Annotated in this window: 27 protein-coding genes; 7 read left to right on the top strand and 20 right to left on the bottom strand. The window is 32.8% G+C overall.

The window, feature by feature from the left end; all coding sequences use genetic code 11:
* The first annotated feature begins 16 nt into the window (after positions 1 to 16).
* Positions 17 to 778 carry an MBL fold metallo-hydrolase gene (locus C1S72_RS01210; protein ID WP_104733857.1) on the top strand — a complete coding sequence of 254 codons (762 nt, stop codon included), beginning with the start codon at positions 17 to 19 and terminating at the stop codon, positions 776 to 778.
* Positions 778 to 1281, top strand: a complete 504-nt coding sequence (locus C1S72_RS01205; RefSeq protein ID WP_230401554.1) for a hydrolase — start codon at positions 778 to 780, stop codon at positions 1279 to 1281. Before C1S72_RS01210 ends, C1S72_RS01205 begins: the two co-directional genes overlap by 1 nt.
* Here C1S72_RS01205 and C1S72_RS01200 read toward each other — a convergent pair.
* From C1S72_RS01200 to C1S72_RS01180, 5 genes are all read right to left on the bottom strand, one after another.
* The gene (locus C1S72_RS01200; RefSeq protein WP_230401624.1) at positions 1275 to 1928 is read right to left on the bottom strand and encodes an alpha/beta hydrolase; all 654 of its coding nucleotides are present in this window, start codon (positions 1926 to 1928) and stop codon (positions 1275 to 1277) included. The two genes, C1S72_RS01205 and C1S72_RS01200, sit on opposite strands and share 7 nt — an antisense overlap.
* Entirely contained in the window at positions 1928 to 2257 is a 330-nt protein-coding gene (locus C1S72_RS01195) for a DUF4870 domain-containing protein (protein ID WP_104733855.1), read from the bottom strand. The genes C1S72_RS01200 and C1S72_RS01195 overlap by 1 nt, the downstream gene beginning before the upstream one ends.
* Positions 2257 to 3510, bottom strand: coding sequence for a dihydroorotase (locus C1S72_RS01190; protein WP_104733854.1), 1254 nt, complete (start codon positions 3508 to 3510; stop codon positions 2257 to 2259). Before C1S72_RS01190 ends, C1S72_RS01195 begins: the two co-directional genes overlap by 1 nt.
* Positions 3507 to 5426 carry a BatA domain-containing protein gene (locus C1S72_RS01185; protein WP_104733853.1) on the bottom strand — a complete coding sequence of 640 codons (1920 nt, stop codon included), beginning with the start codon at positions 5424 to 5426 and terminating at the stop codon, positions 3507 to 3509. The genes C1S72_RS01190 and C1S72_RS01185 overlap by 4 nt, the downstream gene beginning before the upstream one ends.
* Before the next feature lie 74 nt (positions 5427 to 5500).
* Entirely contained in the window at positions 5501 to 6508 is a 1008-nt protein-coding gene (locus tag C1S72_RS01180) for a glycosyltransferase family 2 protein (RefSeq protein WP_104733852.1), read from the bottom strand.
* 103 nt (positions 6509 to 6611) lie between these two features.
* Here C1S72_RS01180 and C1S72_RS01175 point away from each other — a divergent pair, with 103 nt between their 5' ends.
* Positions 6612 to 8507, top strand: a complete 1896-nt coding sequence (locus tag C1S72_RS01175; RefSeq protein WP_104733851.1) for a M61 family metallopeptidase — start codon at positions 6612 to 6614, stop codon at positions 8505 to 8507.
* Positions 8508 to 8561: 54 nt separating this feature from the next.
* Here C1S72_RS01175 and C1S72_RS01170 read toward each other — a convergent pair whose 3' ends face one another.
* The 7 genes from C1S72_RS01170 to C1S72_RS01140 are packed head-to-tail and all read right to left on the bottom strand — an operon-like array spanning position 8562 to position 16763.
* Complete coding sequence (locus tag C1S72_RS01170; protein ID WP_104733850.1) at positions 8562 to 10049, bottom strand: S10 family peptidase; 1488 nt, start codon at positions 10047 to 10049, stop codon at positions 8562 to 8564.
* Positions 10050 to 10089: 40 nt separating this feature from the next.
* Positions 10090 to 10854 carry a TIGR02757 family protein gene (locus C1S72_RS01165; RefSeq protein ID WP_104733849.1) on the bottom strand — a complete coding sequence of 255 codons (765 nt, stop codon included), beginning with the start codon at positions 10852 to 10854 and terminating at the stop codon, positions 10090 to 10092.
* Positions 10855 to 10864: 10 nt separating this feature from the next.
* Entirely contained in the window at positions 10865 to 11254 is a 390-nt protein-coding gene (locus C1S72_RS01160) for a hypothetical protein (RefSeq protein WP_104733848.1), read from the bottom strand.
* 16 nt (positions 11255 to 11270) lie between these two features.
* A complete protein-coding gene (locus C1S72_RS01155; protein WP_104733847.1) occupies positions 11271 to 11840 on the bottom strand; it encodes a hypothetical protein in 570 nt (189 codons plus the stop codon).
* Positions 11841 to 11896: 56 nt separating this feature from the next.
* Positions 11897 to 13600 carry an LIC_10190 family membrane protein gene (locus tag C1S72_RS01150; protein WP_104733846.1) on the bottom strand — a complete coding sequence of 568 codons (1704 nt, stop codon included), beginning with the start codon at positions 13598 to 13600 and terminating at the stop codon, positions 11897 to 11899.
* 16 nt (positions 13601 to 13616) lie between these two features.
* A complete protein-coding gene (locus tag C1S72_RS01145) occupies positions 13617 to 14279 on the bottom strand; it encodes an ABC transporter ATP-binding protein (RefSeq protein ID WP_104733845.1) in 663 nt (220 codons plus the stop codon).
* A gap of 48 nt (positions 14280 to 14327) precedes the next feature.
* Positions 14328 to 16763: a DUF5916 domain-containing protein gene (locus C1S72_RS01140; RefSeq protein ID WP_104733844.1), complete on the bottom strand. Its 2436-nt coding sequence runs from the start codon at positions 16761 to 16763 to the stop codon at positions 14328 to 14330.
* 208 nt (positions 16764 to 16971) lie between these two features.
* Between C1S72_RS01140 and folE the strand changes: the two genes are divergently transcribed.
* Positions 16972 to 17568, top strand: coding sequence for a GTP cyclohydrolase I FolE (folE, locus tag C1S72_RS01135; RefSeq protein WP_104733843.1), 597 nt, complete (start codon positions 16972 to 16974; stop codon positions 17566 to 17568).
* A 47-nt stretch (positions 17569 to 17615) separates the two neighbouring features.
* Positions 17616 to 17906, top strand: coding sequence for a hypothetical protein (locus C1S72_RS01130; protein ID WP_104733842.1), 291 nt, complete (start codon positions 17616 to 17618; stop codon positions 17904 to 17906).
* Positions 17907 to 17953: 47 nt separating this feature from the next.
* Here C1S72_RS01130 and C1S72_RS01125 read toward each other — a convergent pair whose 3' ends face one another.
* From C1S72_RS01125 to C1S72_RS01090, 8 genes are all read right to left on the bottom strand, one after another.
* Positions 17954 to 20185 carry a TonB-dependent receptor gene (locus C1S72_RS01125; protein WP_104733841.1) on the bottom strand — a complete coding sequence of 744 codons (2232 nt, stop codon included), beginning with the start codon at positions 20183 to 20185 and terminating at the stop codon, positions 17954 to 17956.
* A 40-nt stretch (positions 20186 to 20225) separates the two neighbouring features.
* Positions 20226 to 20555 (bottom strand): hypothetical protein, encoded by a 330-nt coding sequence (locus C1S72_RS01120; protein ID WP_104733840.1) that lies wholly within the window; start codon positions 20553 to 20555, stop codon positions 20226 to 20228.
* The gene (locus C1S72_RS01115; RefSeq protein WP_104733839.1) at positions 20555 to 21049 is read right to left on the bottom strand and encodes a DUF6787 family protein; all 495 of its coding nucleotides are present in this window, start codon (positions 21047 to 21049) and stop codon (positions 20555 to 20557) included. The genes C1S72_RS01120 and C1S72_RS01115 overlap by 1 nt, the downstream gene beginning before the upstream one ends.
* A gap of 26 nt (positions 21050 to 21075) precedes the next feature.
* Complete coding sequence (locus C1S72_RS01110; RefSeq protein WP_104733838.1) at positions 21076 to 21510, bottom strand: DUF6146 family protein; 435 nt, start codon at positions 21508 to 21510, stop codon at positions 21076 to 21078.
* Between the two features lie 118 nt (positions 21511 to 21628).
* Positions 21629 to 22264 (bottom strand): DUF937 domain-containing protein, encoded by a 636-nt coding sequence (locus C1S72_RS01105; protein WP_104733837.1) that lies wholly within the window; start codon positions 22262 to 22264, stop codon positions 21629 to 21631.
* 105 nt (positions 22265 to 22369) lie between these two features.
* Positions 22370 to 23332 (bottom strand): D-2-hydroxyacid dehydrogenase, encoded by a 963-nt coding sequence (locus C1S72_RS01100; RefSeq protein ID WP_104733836.1) that lies wholly within the window; start codon positions 23330 to 23332, stop codon positions 22370 to 22372.
* A 130-nt stretch (positions 23333 to 23462) separates the two neighbouring features.
* On the bottom strand, positions 23463 to 24524 hold the full coding sequence (gene serC, locus C1S72_RS01095) for a 3-phosphoserine/phosphohydroxythreonine transaminase (protein ID WP_104733835.1): 1062 nt from the start codon (positions 24522 to 24524) through the stop codon (positions 23463 to 23465).
* Positions 24525 to 24661: 137 nt separating this feature from the next.
* The gene (locus tag C1S72_RS01090) at positions 24662 to 25723 is read right to left on the bottom strand and encodes an acyl-CoA reductase (RefSeq protein ID WP_104733834.1); all 1062 of its coding nucleotides are present in this window, start codon (positions 25721 to 25723) and stop codon (positions 24662 to 24664) included.
* Between the two features lie 76 nt (positions 25724 to 25799).
* Between C1S72_RS01090 and C1S72_RS01085 the strand changes: the two genes are divergently transcribed.
* Positions 25800 to 26153 carry a 4Fe-4S dicluster domain-containing protein gene (locus C1S72_RS01085; protein ID WP_104735742.1) on the top strand — a complete coding sequence of 118 codons (354 nt, stop codon included), beginning with the start codon at positions 25800 to 25802 and terminating at the stop codon, positions 26151 to 26153.
* Positions 26154 to 26407: 254 nt separating this feature from the next.
* On the top strand, positions 26408 to 26716 hold the full coding sequence (locus C1S72_RS01080; protein ID WP_104733833.1) for a GIY-YIG nuclease family protein: 309 nt from the start codon (positions 26408 to 26410) through the stop codon (positions 26714 to 26716).
* Positions 26717 to 26759 lie beyond the last annotated feature (43 nt).

Here is a 26759-nt window from a genome sequence, read left to right as displayed (position 1 = left end):
TTTCAAACTTTAAGCGTTGAAAGTAACATTTTTAGGCACTGGTACATCACAAGGTATTCCTGTAATTGGAAGCACGCATCCTGTGTGTTTAAGTACAAATCCGAAAGACAAACGATTACGCGTTTCGGTATTAATTGAATGGCATGATTATACTTATGTTATTGACTGTGGTCCGGATTTTAGACAACAAATGCTACGAGCCAATTGCAACCGTATTGATGGCATTCTTTTCACACATGAGCACGCTGATCATACAGCTGGATTAGATGATATAAGACCTTTCTTTTTTAGGCAAGGTGACATTCCTATTTATGCACATAAGCGAGTTTTGGGTGAGTTAGAGCGCAGATTTGATTATATCTTTGAAACTGAAAACAAATATCCTGGAGCTCCAAGTGTTCAAAAAAATATAATTACCAATGAGCCTTTTGATGTTGGAGGTATATCTGTTATTCCAATTAACGGTATGCATTATAATCTACAGGTTTTTGGTTTTAGATTTCATAATTTTGCGTATCTAACCGATATGAAAACAATCGCGAAAGAGGAAATGGAAAAATTGAAAAACTTGGATGTTTTGGTAATCAATGCTTTACGAGAAAGTGAGCATCCATCTCATTTGAATTTGGAGCAAGCGCTAGATATAATCAATATTTTAAAGCCTAAAAGAGCTTATCTCACGCACATTAGTCATTTATTGGGATTTCATGATGACGTACAACAAAAATTGCCTGAAAACGTTTTTTTAGCTTATGACACTTTAAAAATTACCATATAATGAAGAATAGAATTTTTATGTATCTGTTTATTTTTACTCTTTTACTTGTTGTTTTTCAATATGTAAATTCAAAAAATATATTAGAGGATTATGAAAGTAAGATGGCTAAAAAAGAAGCTAAATTTGAAAAGTATCAGGATACAATTAACAATCTACGTGATAGAGTTTTAACTCTGTCTGAATTTTCTATTGAAAATAGTGAGCCTGCTTTGTCTTATTTTGAAGAGCAAGGATATCGTGTTAATCAACTTATTCCGTTGGTGAAAGAGGAATTATATGAGTTAAATTCAGTAAAAGGAGAGGAGCATCCTTTAATTCCTTACCCATCATTAAGTGGTGGAAAAATGCAGATTGATGCTATTAGAATTTTAAACCATAAGTGGGTTGTTACAAATTTTTCTGATGGCAAATATTGGGGTGAATTATTCTTGACCTATGAAATTAACGAAGATCAAAAAGTTATTTTTAATCGTGAAGCCTCCTTTATATATCCTGTTTATTGAATTTTATTTAGCAACCAATTTTTAAATTCATAGAAATTTTGTGGAGCTACACCATGCCCAACAGGAAATTCAGAATACTTAAAGTCGATATTTAATGCCTCTAAAAATTTTGGAGCTTTTCTAGCCCATTCTACAGGTATAACCTGGTCTGCACTACCATGGGAACAATAAAAATGAAGCTTTGAATAATCAATAGATTCAAAATTTTCAGGAATGATATTAGGGTTTATATAACCACTCAAGGCAATAACATTCTTAACTTTTTCAGGGTATGTAAGTGCCACAGCATAACTTAATATAGTTCCTTGGCTAAATCCTAATAATGTGACTGACTCTTTATTTACTGGATATTGATCACAAGCATAATCAATAAAACCAGCTATTTTTTCACGTGATTCTTTTGCTTGTTCGTCATCACTCCATTTATTCTGATTGGCATCAAAATTTATAGCATACCAAGCATTGCCAAAAGGTTGTAAGGTATAAGGAGCGCGTAATGAAATAATAAACAATTCTTCAGGCAATTCAGAAGCAAAAGAAAACAAATCGTTTTCATCACTTCCATACCCATGACACATGATTAATAATGGTGCATTTTCTTTGAGTGTCGAAGGTCTTGTGATGTAGTGTAAATCCAAAGTAAAAATTAATTAATGTTTTGAAACCATTCTTGAAATTTTTCGCCTAAAACTGGAACAGGCTTGGCTTCCGATTTTATAGCATGGTATAAACCAAACAACCAAAACACAAAGGTTATAACCCAAAAAATAGTACCTAGCCAAGAATTTACGTAAGCTTCTGTTAGATTAGAAAAAATAAGCAAGATTATTAACCCTAGCATTTGCCTGATATGAAAAGCTGTAAAAGGATTCTTTTTATCTAAATTCATGATAATGGCGATTATGAGTCCCACAAATGTAAAATAGGCTACTATTGCCATAGTTCTGCCTTCTCGTATTGTATGTTCAGTCATCATTATTTTAAAACAACTTTTTTGTTAGCTATAATACCAAAAACACTTCCTTTTAATTCAATATTATTAAAAATGGCATTTTTGGATGTAGAATGAATTTGTGCTTTTGTAAAGGTATAGGTGGTTTTAGGATTAAAAAGTGTTAATTCTGCTTTTACGCCTAAAGCAATGGGTTTAGATGCTATTCCAAACCTGTTTTTTCCTTTGGTAAGTATATCTATGGCTTTTTTGGTAGATAATACGGTATTCAGTGCTCCAAATGCCGACTCAAGTCCAATTGTGCCATATTCAGCGTAATCAAACTCGACCTTCTTATGCTCAATATCAATTGGATTGTGATCTGAAGTCACCATATCAATAGTACCATCTTTTAACCCTTCAATAAGAGTATCAATATCTTCTTGAGTTCGTAATGGTGGAGTTACTTTATATCGTGTATCAAAACCTTCCAAAACACTATCACTAAAAAACAGATTATGAATGGCCACACTACAGGAAACATCTAGTTTTTTCTTTTTAGCTTCCCTTATTAAGCTAACTGATTTGGCAGTTGAAATAGTTGGGATATGAAGTTTGCCTCCTGTGTATTCCAATAAGAACAAATCACGAACAATTTGAAGTTCTTCAGCTAAATTAGGATTTCCTTTAAGTCCCAATGAGGTACTAGTATAATTTTCATTCACAACTCCCAAACCTGTTATTTTTGATTCTTGTGGAAAAGAACAGATTAACCCTCCAAAATTATCAGCATATTGCAAAGCAATTTTCATCAAATTAGGGTCTTTAATGGGTTTTTGATAATCATAAAAAGCAACTGCACCTGCATTTTTCATATCAAACAATTCCGCCAAATTTTCACCTTTTGATCCATTGGTTAATGCTCCAATAGGATAAAGTGAAACAGCATTGTTTTGCCCTTTTGAAATAACAAATGAAATATCGGCATAACTATCAAGAACAGGATTAGTATTGGCATTCATTGCAACGGCTGTGAAGCCCGATAATGCTGCTGTTTTTAAACCATTTGAAATAGTTTCGCGTTCTTCAAAACCAGGCTCACCAAAACTCACACTACTATCAAACCATCCTTGTGAAACGTGTAAATTGTCTAAATGAATTTCTCGGTAATCATTAGAATTATTAATACGATTCGAAATTTTGGAAATAACACCTTTTTCAATTAAAATATCAACCGTTTGATTGTGGAAATCGCTTTTAGAATCAATTATTGTGGCAGATTTCAGAAGTACGTTCATTTAAAATATTTTAAGATGAGCATTTCAATAATTAAAAAAGCTAATGCAAAAATAATAAACCATTTCCATAGCTCATTAATTTTGGAGTCACTTTTTAGTGTTTTTATCATATCCGCAAGTGAATTACTTACTGTAGCATGGGTTATATTAGTAATATCTTGGTAGCGCAATACACTTTCTCCTCGGTTATAATTATAACTGATTTTTGTGATTAGTTCAGCCTTATTGGTAATGTTATATACACCAGCCAAATTGGGCAAATCTTTAGTGATAAGGGTTACTTTACTGTTAAAGTATTGTTGTTGTGGTATGATGTTTAAATTTTCGTTTTTAATACTTAAAATATCATCCTGTTGCATGGTGGTGGTCACGTCAAATTGATTTTCAACACCAATTGTGTAATATAACTGTGGCGTTTTCAAGCTTTGTCTCGCTATGTTATAAAAAGTAGGAACAATCAGTGGCGAGTTACTAAAACTAGAGTTTTTAGGATTCAATGGTGCGGTAAACACATATAATTGATCACTTTCAATCAGGAACCCACGACCATCTTCAAATTTAAGAGGCTCCAGATTGCCAGCTGACACTACTGGGAAATAAGCATTTATTTTAGGGTATTGAAAATTTGAAACCTGCTTATCAAACACATTCTCATAAATTGGATGTGCATAGCTAATTTGTGTCACGCGCTTTTCGGTATTCAGTTTTTCATCAAATTTAATGGCATATTGAGATAATAAACTGTTATATGAATTCAAGTCGCTGTTTCCTGAAGGAATAACAATAACAAAGCCGCCATTGGCAATAAATGAATTTAATGAATTTGAAAGAGAACTCGGTATCTGTTCCAATTCATTTAAAATAATCAAGTTTTGATTATCAATCACACTATAATTTAATTCTGATAGAGTAGTAGCAGAATATTCAAATTCATCAGAAGCATAAAGACGTTTAATAAAGATATCTTCAGCATTGTTAATGTTGAGCACATTAGTTTTTGGTGGCTTATTTAAATTAAAAAAAAGCGTGTTGTCAAACTGTAAGCTATTATCATCAACTATTATTTTACCATGTGATATTTCCTGATTGGATAGTGTAAATGTAATCTGTGTTTCATTTTCAATATCCGTCGATGTTTTAGCTAATAATTTATCGTCATCAAACAATGATATAGGTAAATTATCAACCGGATTTCCATTGTTTTTTAAGATGACTTGTAATTGCAGTGAATTAGCCGATGTTTTCTCAACATACGCACTGTCAATACTTATATTTGATGTGTTTACGGGTTCTAATTTTACTAAATTGACTTGGTATAGCGAATCATTTTCTAAAGAAAAATCAGCTTCTTTCTGCTGAAAATCTGATACAAAAATTAAATTTTTATTTGTTGCGTTTTGACTAAATAAATTTTTGCTTTTTAGTAGTGCAGCATCATAAGGCATTTGATTTGAAGCATATTCTAATTGCAATAAATCATTTTGAATTGTCTTTATGGTTGTATTCTTAAAAACAACATCATTAGTTAAAATAGAAATTTTATCATCAGGATTAATTTCATCTATCATGTCCTGAATGGCACGCTTCAATAATTCGCCTTGTTCTCCTTTTGCTTGTAAACTAAAAGAGTTATCTAAATAAATAACTGTTTCGGGTGTTGTACTAAAAGTAGTACTCTTTGAAGTGAAAGGTTGCGCAAACGCAATGATTACACAAGCCAACAATAGCATTCTGGTAAGTAAAGTTAGCCATTTTTTTAGTTGTGAACTTTTACGTGTTTGAATGACAACCTGCTTTAAAAAAGCAACATTAGTAAAGGCTTCTTTTTGAAAACGGCGTAATTGGAATAAATGGATAATGATAGGAATGATAAGCAAACATAGTGCGTAAAGAATTTCGGGATGTTTAAACTGCATTCCTGATTAAGTTATTTATTACAAAAATAGTGTTTACACTGAAATAGAAAACCTTTTAACAACAAATTAAAAAATTAGCAGAAAAAGAAATAATCCTTAACAGGAAACATATTTAAGTTTTTGAAATATAACCTAATTTCTTTTTGTGCTTTTGGACTGGCAACTGTTATGATACTTTGCGGACTTGAAATAGTCTCTAAAAATGAAAAAGGCAACATGAGTTGGTCATAAATTGATTTTCCAATCTTTTTGGGATTATCACAAATCCAATGAAAGGGAACTTGATTGTCAAGCAACAGTTTTGCGATGGTTTTACCTTTAAACCCAGCTCCCCAAATGACAAGTGGTCTGTTTGAATCGTAATCTAATTCCAAAAAATACTTCAATTTAATTTCCAGAAAATAATTTTGAGCATAATGTTCATGGGTTCGAGATGTTCTAGTACTATAATCACGCCAGAGATGTAATATCTCATCACATGGAATACAAGCCATACTGTGTTTGTAAAAACGGAACGTTAAATCATAATCTTCAGGATATAGATCAGGATTAAAGGCATCACATGTAATTAAATCCTCACGATGCATCATCCAGCAAGGTGACGGGATAACGCATTCTTTATAAATTTCAGAATAGTTTGTGCCTGTTTCAGTGAGTTTATTGAGCCATCTTTCATATTTAGAATAGCCATCGCTTATACCAATGTTACTAAAGTATTTAACTTTTCCAACTGCAACATAACCCTTACCAAACTTTTCTAGATTTTCAACTAAAGTCTCTAGTTTGTTTGGAATCATAATGTCATCACTATCCATTCTAGTAATAAAATTTCCTTCACTTTTTTTAAAAGCCAAACGCAACGCGTCTAAAATACCGTTACCTTCATTTGTAAACAATTTAATTCTAGAGTCTTTATTGGCGTAGTTTGAAACAACGCTATGGCTATTATCTGTGGAATGGTCATCAATAATTATTAATTCCCAGTTATCAATTGATTGGTTTATGACAGAGTCTAAACATTCAGGCAAGAATTCTGCTGTATTTTTAAATGGCGTTAATATGCTAATGAGGTTTTCTTGCATTCAGCGAATATAGTAATTACTCATTTTAACAAAAAGTTAAGGTTTAAATCTGTAACACATTGTACTTTTGGGCGTCAACTATAAAAACTTAATAATTATCACAATGAAAAAAATATTAGCCATAATTGGTTTTAGTACATTACTTGTTGCCTGTGGATCGTCATCAAAAACAGCTTCAAACAATGATTTAGCTACTAGTAATCCAATAGAAACCTCTATTGATTTAACAAAAGTTACTGATGACAAAGCACCAGTAGTAATCAATCCAGGCCGTTTCACGGCAGAAACAGTAACATACAGGTTACCTAAAGTAGTACAAGGAACTTATTCTGTTAGTGATTTTGGAAAGTATGTAGATGATTTTAAAGCTATAGATTATGATGGTAATGAATTGTCAGTTAATAAAGTAGATACTAATACCTGGACAATAAGTGATGCGACAAAGCTATCTTATATAACATATTATGTAAATGACACATTTGACATTGAGTCAACAGGAGGTATAGGTGGTGAGCAACCATTTTCGCCAGCTGGAACCAATATTGAGCCAGATAATTATGTTTTAAATTTACACGGCTTTATAGGATACTTTGATTCTTTAAAAAACAGCCAATATAAATTAGACGTTACTGCTGATGCCACTTTCAAAAGAACTTCGGCTTTGGAAACTGTCAATTCTTCGACTAGCGCAGACGGTAAGTCAATGACTACTAGTTATTTTGCACCACGTTATTTTGACATTACAGATAACCCAATGATGTATGGAAATTTAGACGTTGAAGAATTTCAGGTTGGTGACATCAAGATTGTATTAAGTGTCTTTTCACCAAATGGAACGCACACGGCAAAAAGTTTACGACCAAACATTGAAAAAATGATGCAAGCTCAAAAAAGCTATTTGGGCGATATAAACAGTACACCACGTTATGATATTTATGTTTATTTATCTGAAGGAGGTGCTGAATCTCCAAAAGGTTTTGGTGCATTAGAGCATCATACATCTACTGTTGTGGTTATGCCTGAAGCTATTCCAGCAAATTCATTAGATAAAAGTATGACTGATATTGTATCTCATGAATTTTTTCATATAGTTACTCCGTTAAGTGTTCATTCAGAAGATGTTCATTACTTTGATTATAACAATCCAACGTTTTCAAAACACTTGTGGATGTATGAAGGTGTTACCGAATATTTTGCAACTCTTTTCCAAGTAGATCAAGGATTAGTGACTGAAGAAGAATTCTACAAAACCATCATGGGTAAAATTGGAACTGCCAACGGTATGAATGATTCTATGAGCTTTACTGTAATGAGTGAGAATGTGTTGGAAGAACCATATGCTAGTCAGTATTACAATGTATATCAAAAAGGTGCATTAATAGGTATGTGTGTTGATATCTTAATTAGAGAAGGGAGTAACGGTAATCGTGGTATTTTATCTTTAATGAAAGAATTGTCTATGAAATATGGAAAAAATAAACCATTTGAAGATGATAAATTAATTGATGAAATTGTTGCCATGACATATCCATCTTTAAGAGGATTTTTTGATACACATGTCATTGGAAATACACCTATAGATTATAACGAATTTTTTAATAAAGTAGGTCTTGAAATTTCTGAAGGAAAAGTGACAACCAACTACATCCAAGGTGGCGGTGGTTTAATTGTAGCACCAGATCAAGGTCGTGGTGTTATATATTTTAATAATGCTGTAACCGAAAACAGTTTCTGGAATGAACAAGGTGTTAAACCAAACGATGTTATTAAGTCTATTGATGGTACCGAAGTAACCATGCAAACGGCTAATCAGGTATTTCAAAAAGTCTTTGGATGGCAACCAGGAACTGACGTTGAAGTTGTTTTAGATAGAGAGGGTGAAGAAATAACAATTAAAACAACATTAACACAGGCTTACACAACTGGAAAAGGCTTAATGCCTCAAGAAGATGCAACAGCAGAGCAGGTTGCATTGCGTAAGGCGTGGTTAAAAGGATAAATAGTTACGATATAAAAGATAAAAGCCTGACATTACAGTCAGGCTTTTTTATGTTTAATATTTTGCAGATTTTCCTTTGGGTAACGACTGTTCAATAAACTCTCGCAAGTCCTCATTGGCTTTTATTAAATCCTCTTTACGTAAATACATCATATGGCCACTTCTGTAACCTTTAAATGATAACCTATCTTTCATTTTACCACTTGGATCTATTTGTGATAAGGTATATTTCGCAGCAAAATAGGTCGTGGCGCCATCGTAATAACCAGATTGCGCCATAACATGTAAATAAGGGTTTTCTGCCATAGCTTGACGTAAATCTTCACGAACGTTATTGTTTTCCCTATTCCAAGGATGCACATCACCAAACATGTTATACTTTACATCGGTTTTAAAATCTAGATGTTCACGTATATAATAATTAATGGCTGGCGTAAACGAATGCAACCAAGAGCTTAATTCAGCATTATAATCAGGGCTTGAACCCGATTCGGTTTTGTCAATTCCAATATAACGTGAATCCAGCCTACCAATAGTTTGCCCAGTTTTGTCACGTAACAATTCTTTCCAGAAAAACGATGTTGGAATATCTAAATTATGTTGCAAAATAACTTTTTTACTTAAACCTGAATAATCAGCCATTTTAGTAGCTACTTGCTCGCGTTCGCTTGAAGATATGCTACCTCCTTTAGCAATAGCGGGCATTAAAGTATTAATTGCAAAATTTTCAGCTTCGGGCAAAATAGCGTTTAAATCTTTACTCTGTAAATTGGAATTTAACATATTGTGATGCCATGCAGCCGCTGTATAATAAGGTAAATTTAAGGCTGAATAGATGGGTTGACCAGTACTGTAAACATTATAATCGGCAGGGGAAACCATGATAACACCATTTAGATACATCCATTGATTCTCTTGCAAGGCTTTAGCCAATCCCATAACGCGTGTACCACCATAACTTTCACCAATAATGTATTTAGGTGATTCCCAACGATTATGCCGGCTTACAAATGTGTTCATCCAATCGGCTAAATACCTAATATCTTCATTGATACCAAAAAACTGCTTTCTATCTGGATAGTCGCCATCTTTGTTTTTTACTAGTCTAGAATATCCTGTATTTACAGGATTTACAAATACTATATCAGCCACATCCAGAATAGAGTAATTATTTTGCTTTATACCATAAGGCTGAACAGGATAGCCTTCATCATCAATATTCAATATCTGTGGTCCTGTATAGGCAATATGCATCCATACAGATGCCGAACCAGGACCACCATTAAATGAGAAAATGATAGGTCTGTTAGCTCTATTTTTTATATTATCACGCGTATAATATGTATAATATAACGTAGCCATTGGGTTGCCATCCACATCCCATATGGGTTGCGTACCTGTTTCAGCGGTATATGAAAAACTAACACCTTTTACTGTGGTATTGTGCTTGGTGATGACAGTAGTATCTAGTGGAATTTCAATGTTTTGCGAAAAAACAGAATAAGAAAAGAGACAGATTGTAAGAAATAGAAATTGTTTCATATTTAGGTAATTGATTAGATTTTAAAGTTACACAACTTTTTCAGAATTTTTCAAAAACCCCAAGCCCAAATAAAGCAAAATCATATTTTACAGGATCTTTTGCATCTAGGTTGCGTAAATTAGCATCTAATTTGGCTAGTGCTTTAGCATCGTTTTGTTTCCTTGAAAGTAACCCTAGTTTTCTTGCCACATTCCCAGAATGAACATCTAACGGACAAGACAGTTGGCTAGGTGAGAGGGTGTTCCAAATGCCAAAATCCACACCAGCATTATCTTGCCGTATCATCCATCGTAAAAACATATTCAAGCGTTTGGCAGCAGAATTTTTAAAAGGATCTGAAATATGTTTTTCTGTTCGTTTTAAATGCTCAATTTCAAAAAAGGTATGTTTAAAATGATGTATTGACGTCTGTAACGTATTGGATTCAGCATGCTTTGCAAAAACAGCTTCCAATCCGTTATAATTGGTATAAATATGTTTTAAGCCAGAAATGAAGGTTATAAAATCCGTTCCGTTAAACGTGCGATGAACAAAGCTTGTTAGTTTTTCTAAATCTGATTCTTGATGATTCATTATAAAATCATAAGGTGAATTATCCATTAACAACATCATTCTATGAGCATTGTTTATAATGCTCTTACGATTGCCCCATGCTATAGTAGCTGTTAGAAATCCAGAAATTTCTATATCTTCTTTTTTGGAAAATTGATGTGGAATTTGAATAGGATCAGATTCAATAAACTTGGTATTGTTGTACTGTATAACTTTAGAGTCGAGAAATTCTTTTAATTCAGAGTTTGTCATCAAACGTAAATTATAAATACTTTTCTTTGATTATTGTTTTAATAATTACGGTTGTACTATTAAAATGAAAAACAGCTATACTTAAACCAAGTAATATAATACGCATGGCTAGCATCACGTAATCTAGTGTTTCTTCAGCTATAAATAACTTAATTAGAGATCCAATAAGTGCTATTGATGACCCAACTATGGTAATAATGGCAAAAGCATAAATAGCTAGTTTAGCGTGTTTACTTTTATTCACTATGAGCAGCAACACAAAGAATTGACAAATAGCTCTAACAATAGCAGGAACTGAATCAGAAAATATAAATGTGTATATATTCAAGAGAACCAGAAGCGTTAAAAATATAATTAGACATACTTTGAATAATTGATTCTTGAAAAATGTTTCTTTCATACGATGTAAGATTTGACTACTCAATAGTAATCATTTCTGTACTATTTACCAAGCTTCTGCCGCCTTCTAACTGTATTTGAATATTAAATGATAATACCGTATCACTTGGAATAGTTTCATTGAAAACCATATCTAATTTGTTGTAACCAAATCCTTGATTATCATTATTAAGAAACGTGATCAAATTATCAATACTCTCATTTTCTAAAGTACCTGGGTTAATAAAAACTAACTTATCATTTAATGAATTTCCAGCTTCTATATCAAAAAGGGTTTCACTAGCCACAACAATAATACTAGTAATTGAATCTTTAAAAAAGTAATCCTCATCACAGCTTGTTGCATAAACAGAATTCGAAAAATCTTTTAAATCAATGAGTTCTGAAATTTTGATATAATTGTATGAAAAATCAATATGCAATACTAAATCTTCAGAAGCTATAGTATCATCACTAAATTCATTCATATCAATCGCCAAAAACGAAACCTGCTCATAATAAACATTATAGGTTTCATTACAACACGAATAAACTAGTATTTGGAGTAGGGCAAAAAAGGAAAATGCTTTAACAACTTTCTTAATCATGATTGATTTTTATAGTAAGATGCTAAAACCTCAAAAAGGTTGCGTAGAAAAAGTGACTATTTTTTAGAAACATGTTTCGTATAAAACCCACCTTTTAAATTTTCTGTGTTTTGTTGTGGTATGACTTCAAAATACGTTTTAAAATAGTCTAATTGTTCCTTATTGATTGCTGGTAGTGGAATATTACCCGTTCCCCAAAAAAAGTCAACCTGTTCAGGTATATTGAATTTGATATTTCCAACTGCTATCACTTTATAATCTTTTGGGTATTTACTTATGCCATACGGTTTAATTATATAATCGGTTGAAAACTGACTGGTAATTCTATGATGCTTATTTGCAGTAAACTGCTGATTGTTTACAGAGAATATAAGTGGTATTGCAGCTATAAGTGTAGTCATGACTAAAACGGTTTTCAAAGTTTTTGTATTTACAATAAGCAACCTTAAAATCATTAAGCCAAAAATCATGACGAAAGGGAAAAAGAAACGATACTGTGGGGAGACTGCAAAAAGCAATATGATATTCATTAATCCAACAACATACAATACCATGTAAGATCGCTTATTATAAAATTTGAAAATAATAAATGGCATAAGAATCAGTAAACTAATCATGATTTTATTAAAAACACCATGTAATCCCGAGGCAAAAAGCCAGGTTTTAAACCTAATTAACCATGAAGATGCTTCGTATGCATCAGGTGTCATTTGATACCCATACGCCTTTCCATATAATGAAAAGTACGATGCAATCTCTTTCGGTAACTGCCATGAGAAATCAGCGATACTTAAAGTATTTAGAGGAAATAACGGATTGCCTGTAATGATGGTGTTTTTTATTATCAGGATAAGGCCAACAACACCAGTAATTATTAAAAGTAGTTTTGCAATGCTTCGCGTATAAATGAAATAACGTTTAAAAAGTATTAAAGGTAAAATGCTGAATAAAATTATTGTTGGTTTAATAATAACCATAAAGAGTGTTAGCAAGACTAATGTTATAAAAATGTTTTTGTCAAATGTCTCATAACAGCTTAAAAACTGATGGGTTACTACCAACGTTAGCACATAAATAGCCATGTCAGGAGATGACGCACTTATAAATTGAAAAAAGAATACATTTAATACAGGGAATAAGGCAACAATTCCTAGTGACAAAACAGAACGGCTTTTCAAAGAGTAGTTATTTAGATGCGTAATAGCATAATAATTACCCAATAAGAGCATAAAACCACTTAAATCATTGAATCTGTCGTAAATAAAACTAAAATTAAAAGCGCTCTGTAAGATATGCCAACCCGAAGTTTGCCCCAGAAATAAATGCAGATTTACCAAGCCTTTTACAAAGCCATATTCATTGAGCCATTTAATGGTTTGTATGTAGTAAGATTCATTGTCAATAATAAAAGGAGGTGAGGCACATTGCGCTAAAATGAGTAATGAAATAACAATGAATAGGATTTTATAAAATAGCTTTAAAGACTTAAACTCATTTGTAGATAATTTTAAATAACTAACTACAAATGATTTGTTTACAACAAATAACAAACAGGAAATAAAGAGCAATAAAACATGAAACTGCCAATTTACAGCCCAAGCAATGGCCCAAATAGAAGTTAATAAGGTAACACCAAATAAACCAATGATAATTGTTACTGCTGGATGTGATTTAGCAATCTTAAAAGCTTTATGAGTACTGACTCCAATAACTGCCGAAATCAATAATATATAAATCCAGGAGACTAAAATTAATAGCATGTACTAAAAGTACTATTTAATTTACAATCTTACCATCAACCATGGTTAGTTTTCTATCAGCCATATTGGCCAACTCTTCATTATGAGTAACAATCACAAATGTTTGACCAAACTCATCACGAAGTTTAAAGAAGAGGTTGTGCAGGTTTTCAGCTGATTCACTATCCAAATTTCCTGAAGGTTCATCAGCAAAAATAATTTTAGGATTATTTATAAGCGCTCTGGCTACGGCAACACGTTGCTGCTCGCCACCAGAAAGTTCATTGGGCTTGTGGTTGTGTCTATCTTTCAATCCTAAAAAATCCAATAATTCCAAAGCGCGTTTTTCTGCTTCCTGTTTTTTAGTTTTTTTTATAAACGCAGGAATACAGACGTTTTCTAAAGCCGTAAATTCAGGTAATAACTGATGAAATTGAAAAATAAAACCAATTTGCTCATTTCTAAACTTGGCTAAATTTCTTTCATTAAGATTGCTAATTTCAGTATTGTTTAACAAAAAACGAGTCTCATTATCTTTATCAGGTTTATCAAGTGTTCCTAAAATTTGCAGTAACGTTGTTTTCCCTGCTCCAGACGCTCCAACAATTGATACAATTTCACCTTCTTTGATATCTAAATCAACACCTTTTAAAACGTGTAAATCGGAGTAGTATTTATGAATATTTCTAGCTGTTATCATCTTTTACTAATGAACTAGCAATGTAATACAATATAATCTGTCTTACAATTAGGAATCTGATTTCTTACGGAAGATTTTTTTAACATTGTTATAGTCAATAAAATATTGAATTTTCAAAGAAAATGTATTTGATATTGGTTGTTCAAATAATCTATCTAAACTATCAATGTAACTAGCTTTAGAGGCACTATCATAATTAAACAGTTGATTTCTATAAAGAGCTGTTAAAAAACTACCTGGCGCAAATTGCCACGAATAACTTAAATCTAAATTCCAAGTGCTAAAATTAATGTTTGGATCTGATAATCCTGCATCTTCAAATGACGTTTGGGTTTTTTGTAAACGACCATCTTCTTGCAGTAAATAGATATTATCCTCATAATCTACCGTACTCCAGTAATTCCTGAATGTTAAACCTAATGTATGAAAAGGGTTGAAACTATAGTTTCCAGATAAGCTATTGACCATGGTGAATCGATCTCTTTGGCCAAATACTATTTCAGTATCTGTCATATCAGCATAACCTCTGTCTTTTTTGTAATCATCTATACTGAAAGAATAAACAATGAACATTTTGTCATTAAATCTAAACCTTGGACTTACACTATACCAAATATTTGTAGTTTCTCTATCTTTTTCAAAAAAAGTGGCGCCTCCAACATTCGCATCAAATGCAAATTTTTTATTATAGTTTGAAGAATACCAGAAATTTCCGTTAAGCCTATCTTCATAAATAAAATAACGACCTTCAACTCTTGGCTCAAAATAGTCATATTGTTTGCCAGGTTGAAAACCTAAATTCCCACCAAAGCCATCAATTATTTTTAATTGCCCTGAAAATGCTATACCTAAATTTGTACCCGTGTAAGTACTAGGGTTTGCTAATCTCGAATAATTTATCCAAGCATTTATGTTATACCTATTAAACTTACCAGTAGGTTCAAAAGTCCTGTATGAGCCTTCCACACCGAAATTGCTGAAGTTATTTCTAAACTGAAGACCCAAGTCGTTAATGTCATAATCGTCATCGGCATATTCATGACCTATCCAATATTGCCAATTTCCATAAACCTTGGCAAATTCCAGCTCATAACTATAACCCGTCTCAGTACCAGATTCTTTATTTATGTTACTCATTTTAGCTTCAACCACAAGATTATAGGTGTTCTTTTTTGTAGTTAGATCAGCCAAAACACCAGTAACATTTGCGTCCCTAAAACTACCTTCACGCATAACGTTGGTGTTTATTATGCTTACAGATGAGTTTTGATTAAACTGTTGATCGACTACTAAAATATTATAATTAGTAAATGGTTCAACAAGCTCTTTACGTCTTTCTCCTGTTTCCGTATTTTCAATTGTAGCATAGGTCTTTTCTGTAATTGAATTAAAAATACCTGCACCTAAACCATTTTTAGTTCGTCCTGAAACTTTAATGGCATTCAAAACTTTTACTGCGTTAGGAAAATCTGTTATCTCTTCATTAACATCCAATTCAACAGAGCCTGTTGGTCCATTACCAACACGTCTTGAAAAAAACAAACCACCTTTAGTGAACAAATCAACACCTTCAGTAAAGAATTGGCGTTGCTCTGAAAAAGTTTGTTCAAAAGGACCTAAATTCAATACCACTCTATCAAAACCAGCTTGGCTAAAATCTGGAATGAGCGTCGCATCTAAAGTAAAATTTTCGGTTATACCATATTTAACGTCCATACCCGCATTGAATTGAGTTTCAGTATCTCCGTCAAAAGAATTAACAACACCAGAAACAAATGGGTAAAATGTTAATCGGGTAGGAGGCTCAATATTTTCAATTCCTTTTAATTCACCATTGTAAATACCTACATTACCTTTGGTAACATCAATTGGATTCCAAGTGTATTGGGACCGATCTCTTCTAAAGTGTCTATGAATTTGCATACCCCAAGTCTGCACTTCTTGATTTGAGAAACGAAGTGTTCTGTAGGGAATTTTCATTTCCACAATCCAACCATCATCAACTATTTTTACAGCGCTATCCCATACGGCATTCCATCCGAAGTCTTCACCTATACTTGGCGACTCTAATGCGTCAGCTTGCGTTCCTGAACTAAAAACAAAAAATTCCGTGTTATTTTGACCATCATTGTTGGGGTTTAAGACAAAACCAAAAAAATCGGATTGCCCAAAATTATCACGGCTAGTAAACTGGCGCATTATTTTTGAAGGATCGTCATAGAGATAAGCACCAACATAAATAGCATCATTGTCATAAGAAATTTTAACTACGGTTCGTGTTTCAGGTGTTTCTGTTATTCCCATTTCTGGGCGAAATTGAATAAAATCTTTTGCTTCTTCAGCGTCTTGCCAAACTGTATCATCTAGAATACCATCTATTTTGGGAGCAACTTCAGTTCGCTTGATATTCAAGCTTTTCTTTTGTTGTGAAAATAAAGAGCAACAAAAAAATGTAAAAAGTAATAGGAAAACTTGATTTCGCATAAAAGGTGATTAGTCTCGTAATTTTGATTGATGGTATATAGACAATATGAAAATCAAATTGTTACACTATACTTGGCAAATCTAATTCCGTTTGTCTTTTAAAAGTCCTAACTAAACGTTAAAAACAGAATAATTGTGTTAAGATTTTGGTAAGGTTTTATTAAAAAAATACTTTGAAATTTTTATTACATTTATAAAAAACCAAATTATGCCTTATAGACAGTTTGAAGAATATAATATGCAAGTAACTGATGATGTTAAAGACCGTTATAAAAAAATCATTGAAGATTTAGGTGAGGACACAAATAGAGATGGTCTTCTCAAAACGCCAGAACGTGCTTCAAAAGCCATGCAGTTTCTCACACAGGGTTATCATCAAGATGCAGCTGAAATTTTAAAAAGTGCTATGTTCAAGGAATCATACAATGAAATGGTCATTGTAAAAGATATTGAGCTGTATTCATTATGTGAGCACCATATTTTACCATTTTTTGGAAAAGCTCATATTGCTTACATACCAAATGGTCATATAGTAGGGTTAAGTAAAATACCTAGAATTGTAGATGTGTTTGCAAGACGACTGCAAGTACAAGAACGATTAACTGAACAAATTTTAGACTGTATAAACGATACCTTAAAACCTCAAGGTGTAGCAGTTGTCATTGAAGCATCTCATATGTGTATGATGATGCGTGGTGTTCAAAAACAAAATTCAGTTACCACCACATCTGGTTTTAGAGGTCAGTTTGAAAAAATTGAAACACGAAATGAGTTTTTAAAGCTAATTAGTGAGAAACTGTCATAATTTAATTATGGTATGCTTATTGCTATTTTTTATATAAAATCACAATTATGAAACTAGAAAATTTAAGTAAAAACAAAAAACTAGCCTTGAGTATTTTATTTGATGCCATTGGCATTGTGACATTTGTCGATATTATTTGGGCACCATTATCAGCCTATTTAATGACAAAGATGTATAAAGGCAATAGTGGTAAGGCTGCAGGTGCTATTTCATTTATTGAAGAAATCATACCTGGTCTTGATATTATTCCAACGTTTACAATTATGTGGCTATACACTTATGTATTCAGCAAAGAAGAAAAGAAAAAAGAAGTAATCACTGTTGAAATAAACGATTAATAAAAAGCTGTCTGAAAAATTAAATCTTTCAGACAGCTTCATCATTATTATAAATTATAGGTTAGTCCAACACTAAAGTTTCTACCCATATTAAAAATACCATCAGGTTTTAATCTTGATAGATGGCTAATGTAGTTTTTATCAGTCAAGTTCGTTCCCGTTATTGAAATAAATAAATCTTTTTTAAAGAGTTGTATGGTGCTTCCAATACCAGCACTCAACAAGTTATAGCTGCTTGTAGGTGTTTCAAAGTTACTTACATTGTTTTGACTGAAAGTGGATTGTAGCTTCACAAATGCATAACCACTTTTCATACTTTTGGTGTCAAATTCAACGCGTATGGTGTTATTAATACTATTTGCAGGTATTAAAGGTAAATAAGACCCAGAATTAAGCTTACCAGTTACCGATTCAAAACTACTTTCAAAATGCAACCAGTCCAGTGGGTGAGGATGAAAATGGAAACCTATTTCGCCGCCATATAAATATGCGTCATTTTGCACATAATTAAAAACGGGTTCACCATCTATTAAAGTACCATCCGGTTCCAAGTAAATATAATCATTCACCAAATTATAAAAACCATTAGCAAACAACTCAACATGTTCACTCTTGTATTCAAGCGCTAAATCGGTTTGTAAGTTTTGCTCATAAGTCAAGTTGCTATTTCCAATTTCATAACGATTGGTTCCATGATGAATACCATCCGAAGTAAGTTCGGCTAAATTTGGAGCTCTGAACCCAGAGGCTACATTTAATCTAAAAGTAATTTTTTCAAATAAATTGGTTTTAAAACCTAATGCACCATTAAAACTATTATAAGTAAGGCTTTCAGAATTTTCAATATTCAGCCATCGGTTGTCATATCTCGCACCCAATTGTAGGTCAAAATTTTCAAAATGAATGTGAGACATCGCAAAGACACCCAAATCATTAGTTGTTGCATTTGGTATCAATTCTTCTTCTCCATAGTTTGTATTGGTTTGGTGCATACCTTGTACGCCAACTATAGTTTCAAACCTACCGGTTTTTGGTAAGTGATATTTAATATCATAATTAGCTGTTTTAAGTTTCATGTTAAGCGCAGGCTCTTCAGCTACATGTTCATCATGATCTTCTTCATGATCCTCCTCATCATCATGGTGTTCTTCATGGTGATGTTCATCTTCAAATTCTTGTCTAGCATTATAAATGTATCCTAAATTAATCTCCAGTTTTGAATTGTTAAAAAACAGTTTTGACTTTGAACTAAATACATGATTGGTGATATCCTGATAGGGTAGTAGTGGGTTTTTATCGGTAGTTTGCATACCTATTTCCTCTGGGATTCCTAATTTACTGTGATTAACGTTATACCTAAATTCTGTCTTGAATTTAGTTGATTGATAACCCATTCCAGCTTTAAAATCTTGCTCTTTAAAGCGTGTATTGGTAACTCTGTAATCGCTTGTTTCGTAATCAGAATGCGCTGCTAAAGACCCTCTAAAAAGAAATTTGAAGTTTTCACCAGATGATTTATATCCTAGACTGGTATTATAACCTTCAGTATTTGAAAAGTAATTTAAATTGATGTCACCAGATTGCTCATTGGCATTCGCAAAACGCTCGGGATTGATATAGAGTACGCCACCAAGCGCATCACTACCATAAAGCAAAGAAGCAGGCCCTTTTATTACTTCAACACTTTCAACACCTGCATCACTTAATCCCAAACCATGCTCACTACCAAATTGCTGGTTTTCCAAACGTACACCTTGTGTATAAACCAAAACACGATTAGAACTCAAACCTCGTATTACTGGTTTGTTTATACTTAAACCTGTACTTACCGATTCTACACCAGCAATATTAGTTATACCATCGGCTAGAGTTACAGAACCAGAGGCTCGTAGCTCACTGACTGTTTTTCGTTCTACTTTCATCACATTATCACTTTGTAGTTTGTGAAATGGTGTTGAAATGATAACGGCTTCCATTTCAATAGCAGAAGGGATTAATGAAATAGATAAATTTTCTGTTAAAGGCAGTTTTAAATTAATTGACTTGGTTTCATAACCAATAAAAGAACATACTAGTGTATGAGACCCTGGAGGAATGTTTTGTAATTCAAATTCTCCAGACGCATTAGTAGTTGTGCCTTTTTCCAAATGTGGTAAATAAATATTTACGTAAGATAAATTGTTTCCTGTTTCAGCATCGGTTACGATACCTTGTATGGTGCTCTGTCCATAACCAAAACTAGCTAAAGACAAAACACATAAAAATAAAATGTTTTTCATGTAATATGTTTAATAGTTAAATATGTAATTGAATTAGATATTAACTATTAACTGGAGGACCACGAAGGCTAAATTGTAACTGTTGATATTGACTAATAAACTGGTATTGAGATTCAATAATACCATGATTATTCGTAATGTTTATTAATTCAATATTCTTAAAAGTATGTAGTAATTGATTTGAAATTTTAAACTTGTAAAATTCACAATCTAAATCAAGTGAGTGAAAGTGAACAGTAGATTTGTTGGTACAAACCTCATGTTTATGGTTTTCAAAAACGTGTGCTAATTTTACACCTGAAGGAATTAACAGGCAAACCACTAAAATAAGTGATAATAAAACTATAATATGATTTTTATCCTTTAACATTAATCGATAAACCTTTTAAAACCAAATCTACGCAACATCTTCTTTTCAAATTCCCAGAAAAATTTAAACTGACCAAATACCCATCCAAAAAACACTAACAGTATTTGATAGAAAATGAGCCCAATAATAATGAATAATATCCAATAAACAATGGGGTTTAAGTTTTCTTTAGTTATTCCAAGTAACTTAATAATGGGTCTGCCAACATATAATGACGACGTACCCGTAAAAGCAAAGACAATAAATATACTTATCATTTCCCATCGCTGCTTTACTACCCACTTGTTTTCCAGTTTTTTAAATAAAAAGAGCGTGATTTTTAATAAAATGAAATAACAAATTATAGTAAATGCTATTAGGAATCCAAAGTGCCAATCTGTAGCAATAGCATTAGCTATTTTAAAAGCACTATAAACAAGGATTATTATTCCAAGTAAGGGAAATACAAGCTGCCAATTTTTGGTTATTTGCCACTGCTTTTTAAATGTCTCCATTAATCAATTTTGCATGCAAAGATAATCTAAAATCTAGGATTGTGAACTGTTAAGTTTTGATTATACTTTTCTTCAAAAAAAACAAAGTAGTGATATAAGATATAATTTACATCAAGTCCGTAATCAATACCGTGTAAATAGTTGATTTGCATTTCATAGAGATTTGAATTGAAATTACCAGACGTTGCGCGTCTATTCCATTCGGTTACATATTCTAAATTTCTTGCCTCTAAATAAGTTAATGAATAAAACTCTTTTGGTCGGGCTCTTCTGGCCATCCATGCATTGAACCCAACTTCAAATATAATTACTTCATATTCGATTTCATCATTAACAATACGTATAGTATCCTTTTTTTCTGTAACATCGTTGTTGGCATCATTAGACGAGACTACACCCTTACTAGTTTTACAACTAGTAATAACAACAATTAACAGTATGATATAAATGAGATGTTTCATAAAACAACTTTTACTAAAGTTACAAAATTTTTAACTCATTTTTTGTTTCAAAATACTTTTTAACAAAAAAGCCAAACGAAATAAGTTTGGCTTTTACAATATATTTTATCAATGAATGTTACTTTCCAAAAAGGCCTCCAAGCAATCCACCTAATCCACCTTTTTTCTTGGCACTTCCTAATACCATACCAGCAACATCATCAACAATACTACCATCACCATCAGCGTCTAATATTTTTTCTAAAAAACTTTGCTCTTCGTGAGCATCATTACCTCCTAATAGACCACCAAGCAAGCCACTTAAATCATTTGAAGAGCTTACATTATTTTGCCTGGTTTGCTTTCCTAAAACTCCCATTAGAATTGGTGCAGCAACTTTTAAAATATCAGCGACAGCATTGGTATCCATACCAGATTTTTCACCAATAATTTTTTCAACACCTTGTTTTTTAGAGCCTAAAACATGTCCTAGAATTTTATCGCCATCAGTCATTACCGCATCATCAACACCACCACTAAACAATCCTCCTAAATTGTCTAAAATACTGCCATCATGTTTGCTATTTAAAGCACTCATTAACCCTTCGGCACCTTGAGGAGTAGATGCATTACGTTTCATGGCTGCCATTAGTACAGGCAACGCCATGGTTAGTACATCTGCTGTTTTATTTGTTGGTTGATTGGTTTGACGCGAAACACCACTAATTACTGTTTGTCCTAAATCACTATTTAATAAATCTAAAATTCCTGACATGTTAAGTTGTTTTTAAGTTATTATGCTACAATTTGATAGCCATTCAATTAGACACAAGTTAATGATAAAAGTCACTAACTTCTAATTTTTTTGGCTTCTGAACGATTACGCTTCTTGAACTTTTAATAAACTAATGATTTGTGATGCCAATTCTGTTCCAATTCTATCTTGTGCTTCATTGGTTGCAGCACCAATATGTGGCGTTAACGAAATTCTGCCATTCATTAAAACTTGAATAGCTGGTTTTGGTTCTTCTTCAAAGGTATCTAAACCTGCAAAAGAAACTTTTCCTGATTCTATAGCTTTTATCAAGGCTACTTCATCTATAACACCACCACGTGCAGCATTAATAATCCCAACACCATCTTTCATCATTTCAAAATGTTTTTCTCCAATAACATAATCTTCTTGAGCAGGTACGTGGAGTGTAATAAAATCAGAATGTTTAATAATGTCTTTCATTGGTTCTGTTTCAATTTCCACATTAATAAACTGACCATTATAGAATTCCACTTTAATATCAGCTTTACCAACAAATTTATCGCTGGCTATAACTTTCATACCAATACCAAGAGCAATTTTTGCCACTTCACGACCAATACGTCCAAAACCAATAATTCCTAACGTCTTGCCACGCAATTCAACACCTTTGGCATAGTTTTTCTTTAACGATTTAAACTGTGTATCACCATCTAAAGGCATATTTCTGTTTGAATCATAGAGATAACGAACACCACCAAATAAATGGGCAAACACCAATTCAGCAACCGATTGTGAGGAAGCAGCAGGTGTATTGATTACATGAATACCTTTACTGCGTGCATATTCTACATCAATATTATCCATACCAACACCACCACGACCAATGATTTTTAAGGATTCACAATTATCAATAATATCTTTTCGAACTTGCGTTGCACTTCGTACTAATAATACCGAAATTTTATTCTCATTAATAAATTTCACCAATTGTTCTTGGGCAACCGTTGTTGTCAATACTTCAAACCCGCCAGCTTGTAATGCTTCTATTCCACTATTTGAAATGCCGTCGTTTGCTAATACTTTCATGTGTTGTTTCAAAATTTAAATTTCAAAATTCAATAGTTATAACACTTTGAATTTTAAGTTTTACAATAGTTATTTTTTTAAGCCTACCCAACTGTTTACTGTGACTGGCACTGTAAACCGCTTACCTTTGTTAAGCTTTTCGTTCTAATTCGCTCATAACATCTACCAAAACACCCACACTTTCTAAAGGCAGGGCATTATACATAGATGCTCTATAGCCACCAACACTGCGGTGTCCATTTAAACCATTAATGCCTTCTTCTTTTAGCATGGTTTCAAAGGTTTCCTTTAAATCCTCATTGGCTAGAGTAAAGGTTGCATTCATAATTGACCGATCTTCTTTGGTAGCAAATCCTTTAAATAACGGATTTAAGTCAATTTCAGAATAGATTAATTGCGCTTTTTTATTGTTCTCTTTCTCAATGGTTTCAATACCACCTAAATTTTTTAGCCATTCCAAAGTCAACATGGATACGTAAACAGCAAAAACAGGAGGTGTATTAAACATACTGCTTTTACTAATATGTACCTTATAATCCATCATAGATGGTATTTTACGCGATACTTTTCCTAATATGTCTTCTTTCACAACAACCAAAGTGGTGCCTGCAGGACCCATATTTTTTTGAGCACCAGCATAAATTAAATCAAATTGTGTGAAATCTAACTGACGTGAGAAAATATCACTACTCATATCACAAACCATCGGAATTTCGCACTCTGGAAAACGCTTCATTTGCGTCCCAAAAATAGTGTTGTTTGATGTGCAATGGAAATAATCGTAGTCTGTAGGAATGTCATAACCCTTTGGGATATAATTATAGTTAGCTTCTTTAGAAGACGCTACTTCATAGATATCATCATAAATACGTGCTTCTTTTATGGCTTTATCACTCCAAGTCCCTGTATTTAAATAGCCCGCACGCTTTTCCAATAGGTTTAAAGCCACCATTAAAAATTGGGTACTAGCACCACCTTGTAAAAAGAGGGCTTTGTAGCCTTTCCCTTCCAAACCTAATAATTCCAATACTAGTGCTCGTGCATTCTCCATAACATCAACAAAAGGTTTACTTCTGTGTGATATTTCTATAAGGGAAAGTCCGTTATCAAAATCTAAAATAGCTTCAGAAGCTTTTAGCATCACTTCTTTTGGTAATATGCATGGGCCTGCACTAAAATTATGTCTTTTCATATTTAAGTTTCCGGAAATTCGGAATAGTATTTAATTAAACTTTGGCTTATTCCAAGTAAGAAATAAAGCGCATTTCTTTGAATGCAAAGGTGCTAAATTCTAATAAATTAGGCGTTAATAAATTGATAATTTATCAACTATATTTTTAACAAAAATGCAATGGTATCTACATTATCAGCATAGTCCCATAGTTCAGGCTGTTGCGTTTTTCCAAAAGGTACTTCTTCATTTGGTCTAAATCCGTTGGCAACAATGCATTGGATAGAATCCTCGTCGTAATCTAATTTTATTTGAAGAGACGTGTAGTCTTCATAATATTCATAAAAAACCGTGGCAATAGGCGAGGCATAGCTAGTATCTTCCTTAATCATTAAAAAGCCATTTTCTAGCATATCAAACTCACTCATTAAATACACGGCTTTATTATAATCATAATTGTTAGCGTATTTAGTTTGTTCTATAATTGGGCGCCATTTATACATACCCTTAAAGAAACCTTCAAAATCATAGTCCTTTGGTACAAATAGTTTTGATACGTTTCGGCAACCCAAACCATAATATCTAAAGATATCTTCAGAGAGGTTTTCAAAATCTTCAGCAGTTTCCTTACCAGTTAATACCGCAACCGAATTCCTGTTTTTACGAATAATGGAAGGCTTATTTTTAAAGTAATATTCAAAATAACGTGCTGTATTATCGCTTCCTGTAGCTATAACTGCATCAAAATTAGACAGCTTGTCTTCAGTAAAACGTATACTACCTTTAAATTCTGGTTCCACATATTCCAAATATTTGGCTAAATAGGGAAGGAGCTGCTTGTCGTTAGACGATTGCTTCACCAAAACCTGATGCCCAGAAATTAAAACTGATAAAAAATCGTGAAAACCTACCAATGGAATATTTCCCGCCATAATAATGGCAACTGTTTTTGGTTCCAGAGTATTAAAGTTATACTTTGATAACCACTGGCTTAAATTGTTTTTAGTCAACGCATTAGACCAATTATTAAAGGCGTAAACAATATTATCTGTATTAAACCAACCGTTATGCTCTTCGGCCAGTTTTATTTGGTGTTTAAAGCCATCAAAAAAAAGATTGTTGTGTAAAACAGTATCTATTTTTGTGAATTCAAGCGTACTAAACTGACTCAAAAATTCACCTAATTTTACAAAGGCATCAATTCTTTTTTCTAAATCCATAGTTCATTTGGTTATGAATGGTTTTGGCTTTATTTTTGCAGACGCAAAAGTACGGAAACTTAAACGAAAAATTACTATGGCAATTATAATAACAGACGAATGTATTAACTGTGGCGCATGTGAACCAGAATGCCCAAACACAGCTATTTATGAAGGAGCTGATGACTGGCGTTATAAAGATGGTACGAGCCTTACAGGTAGTGTGGTATTGCCAGATGGTAAAGCTGTAGATGCTGATGAAGCCCAAGAGCCTATAAGCGATGAGATTTACTACATTGTCCCAGATAAATGCACGGAGTGTAAAGGCTTTCACGAAGAACCACAATGTGCTGCTGTGTGTCCAGTAGACTGTTGTGTACCAGACGACGACCATGTAGAAAGCGAAGAAACCTTATTAGGTAAACAACGCTTTATGCATCCAGATTCTTAATGAATAAGTAAGAATGAATAATTAACAATGACCCAAGCAAATAGCTTGGGTTTTTTTGTTTAGAGGATTTAATAAAATATTTTCTCTAAATTAGACAACAAACTCATTACGAGCAAATAAACAAATCCACACCATCAACAGATAACTAACCAATCTATGATAAAAATATTTAGAAACACAAAAACTGTCAGGTCGAGCGGAGTCGAGGAATGTCAGGTCGAGCGGAGTCGAGACCTCAATAAAAAAACTATACAATGAACTTATACTATGTTTATTTATTGATTTGTTCTGATGGGTTAACATGCACAGGAGTCATTAATAATTTATCAAGACGAATGGAAGAACACGACAAGGGCTTAAACAAAACATGTTTTACATACAAAAGGAGGCCTTTAAAGCTCATTTTTAATCAGGAGTTCAAAGATGTTGAGCAAGCTATCTTTTTTGAAAAGAAAATTAAAAAATGGAGCGCAAAAAAGAAATTGGCTTTAGCAAATAAAGAGTACGATTTATTACAATTATTAGCACAATGCCGAAATGAAACACATTCTAAATTTAAATAACAAAATAGGTCTCGACTCCGCTCGACCTGACAATCAATGTTAA

This window comes from Hanstruepera ponticola (genome assembly GCF_002940745.1).
Taxonomy (GTDB): domain Bacteria; phylum Bacteroidota; class Bacteroidia; order Flavobacteriales; family Flavobacteriaceae; genus Hanstruepera; species Hanstruepera ponticola.
The sequence above is the reverse complement of the archived record's forward strand: the minus strand, read 5'-3'. Positions and strand labels throughout refer to the sequence as shown.

Excerpts from the sequence above, each read along its gene's own strand:
- C1S72_RS01205 (WP_230401554.1), top strand. The coding sequence starts at position 778 with ATGAAGAATAGAATTTTTATGTATCTGTTTATTTTTACTCTTTTACTT.
- C1S72_RS01195 (WP_104733855.1), bottom strand. The coding sequence starts at position 2,257 with ATGATGACTGAACATACAATACGAGAAGGCAGAACTATGGCAATAGTA.
- C1S72_RS01190 (WP_104733854.1), bottom strand. The coding sequence starts at position 3,510 with ATGAACGTACTTCTGAAATCTGCCACAATAATTGATTCTAAAAGCGAT.
- C1S72_RS01185 (WP_104733853.1), bottom strand. The coding sequence starts at position 5,426 with ATGCAGTTTAAACATCCCGAAATTCTTTACGCACTATGTTTGCTTATC.
- C1S72_RS01180 (WP_104733852.1), bottom strand. The coding sequence starts at position 6,508 with ATGCAAGAAAACCTCATTAGCATATTAACGCCATTTAAAAATACAGCA.
- C1S72_RS01175 (WP_104733851.1), top strand. The coding sequence starts at position 6,612 with ATGAAAAAAATATTAGCCATAATTGGTTTTAGTACATTACTTGTTGCC.
- C1S72_RS01170 (WP_104733850.1), bottom strand. The coding sequence starts at position 10,049 with ATGAAACAATTTCTATTTCTTACAATCTGTCTCTTTTCTTATTCTGTT.
- C1S72_RS01165 (WP_104733849.1), bottom strand. The coding sequence starts at position 10,854 with ATGACAAACTCTGAATTAAAAGAATTTCTCGACTCTAAAGTTATACAG.
- C1S72_RS01160 (WP_104733848.1), bottom strand. The coding sequence starts at position 11,254 with ATGAAAGAAACATTTTTCAAGAATCAATTATTCAAAGTATGTCTAATT.
- C1S72_RS01155 (WP_104733847.1), bottom strand. The coding sequence starts at position 11,840 with ATGATTAAGAAAGTTGTTAAAGCATTTTCCTTTTTTGCCCTACTCCAA.
- C1S72_RS01150 (WP_104733846.1), bottom strand. The coding sequence starts at position 13,600 with ATGCTATTAATTTTAGTCTCCTGGATTTATATATTATTGATTTCGGCA.
- C1S72_RS01145 (WP_104733845.1), bottom strand. The coding sequence starts at position 14,279 with ATGATAACAGCTAGAAATATTCATAAATACTACTCCGATTTACACGTT.
- C1S72_RS01140 (WP_104733844.1), bottom strand. The coding sequence starts at position 16,763 with ATGCGAAATCAAGTTTTCCTATTACTTTTTACATTTTTTTGTTGCTCT.
- folE (WP_104733843.1), top strand. The coding sequence starts at position 16,972 with ATGCCTTATAGACAGTTTGAAGAATATAATATGCAAGTAACTGATGAT.
- C1S72_RS01130 (WP_104733842.1), top strand. The coding sequence starts at position 17,616 with ATGAAACTAGAAAATTTAAGTAAAAACAAAAAACTAGCCTTGAGTATT.
- C1S72_RS01125 (WP_104733841.1), bottom strand. The coding sequence starts at position 20,185 with ATGAAAAACATTTTATTTTTATGTGTTTTGTCTTTAGCTAGTTTTGGT.
- C1S72_RS01120 (WP_104733840.1), bottom strand. The coding sequence starts at position 20,555 with ATGTTAAAGGATAAAAATCATATTATAGTTTTATTATCACTTATTTTA.
- C1S72_RS01115 (WP_104733839.1), bottom strand. The coding sequence starts at position 21,049 with ATGGAGACATTTAAAAAGCAGTGGCAAATAACCAAAAATTGGCAGCTT.
- C1S72_RS01110 (WP_104733838.1), bottom strand. The coding sequence starts at position 21,510 with ATGAAACATCTCATTTATATCATACTGTTAATTGTTGTTATTACTAGT.
- C1S72_RS01105 (WP_104733837.1), bottom strand. The coding sequence starts at position 22,264 with ATGTCAGGAATTTTAGATTTATTAAATAGTGATTTAGGACAAACAGTA.
- C1S72_RS01100 (WP_104733836.1), bottom strand. The coding sequence starts at position 23,332 with ATGAAAGTATTAGCAAACGACGGCATTTCAAATAGTGGAATAGAAGCA.
- serC (WP_104733835.1), bottom strand. The coding sequence starts at position 24,524 with ATGAAAAGACATAATTTTAGTGCAGGCCCATGCATATTACCAAAAGAA.
- C1S72_RS01090 (WP_104733834.1), bottom strand. The coding sequence starts at position 25,723 with ATGGATTTAGAAAAAAGAATTGATGCCTTTGTAAAATTAGGTGAATTT.
- C1S72_RS01085 (WP_104735742.1), top strand. The coding sequence starts at position 25,800 with ATGGCAATTATAATAACAGACGAATGTATTAACTGTGGCGCATGTGAA.
- C1S72_RS01080 (WP_104733833.1), top strand. The coding sequence starts at position 26,408 with ATGAACTTATACTATGTTTATTTATTGATTTGTTCTGATGGGTTAACA.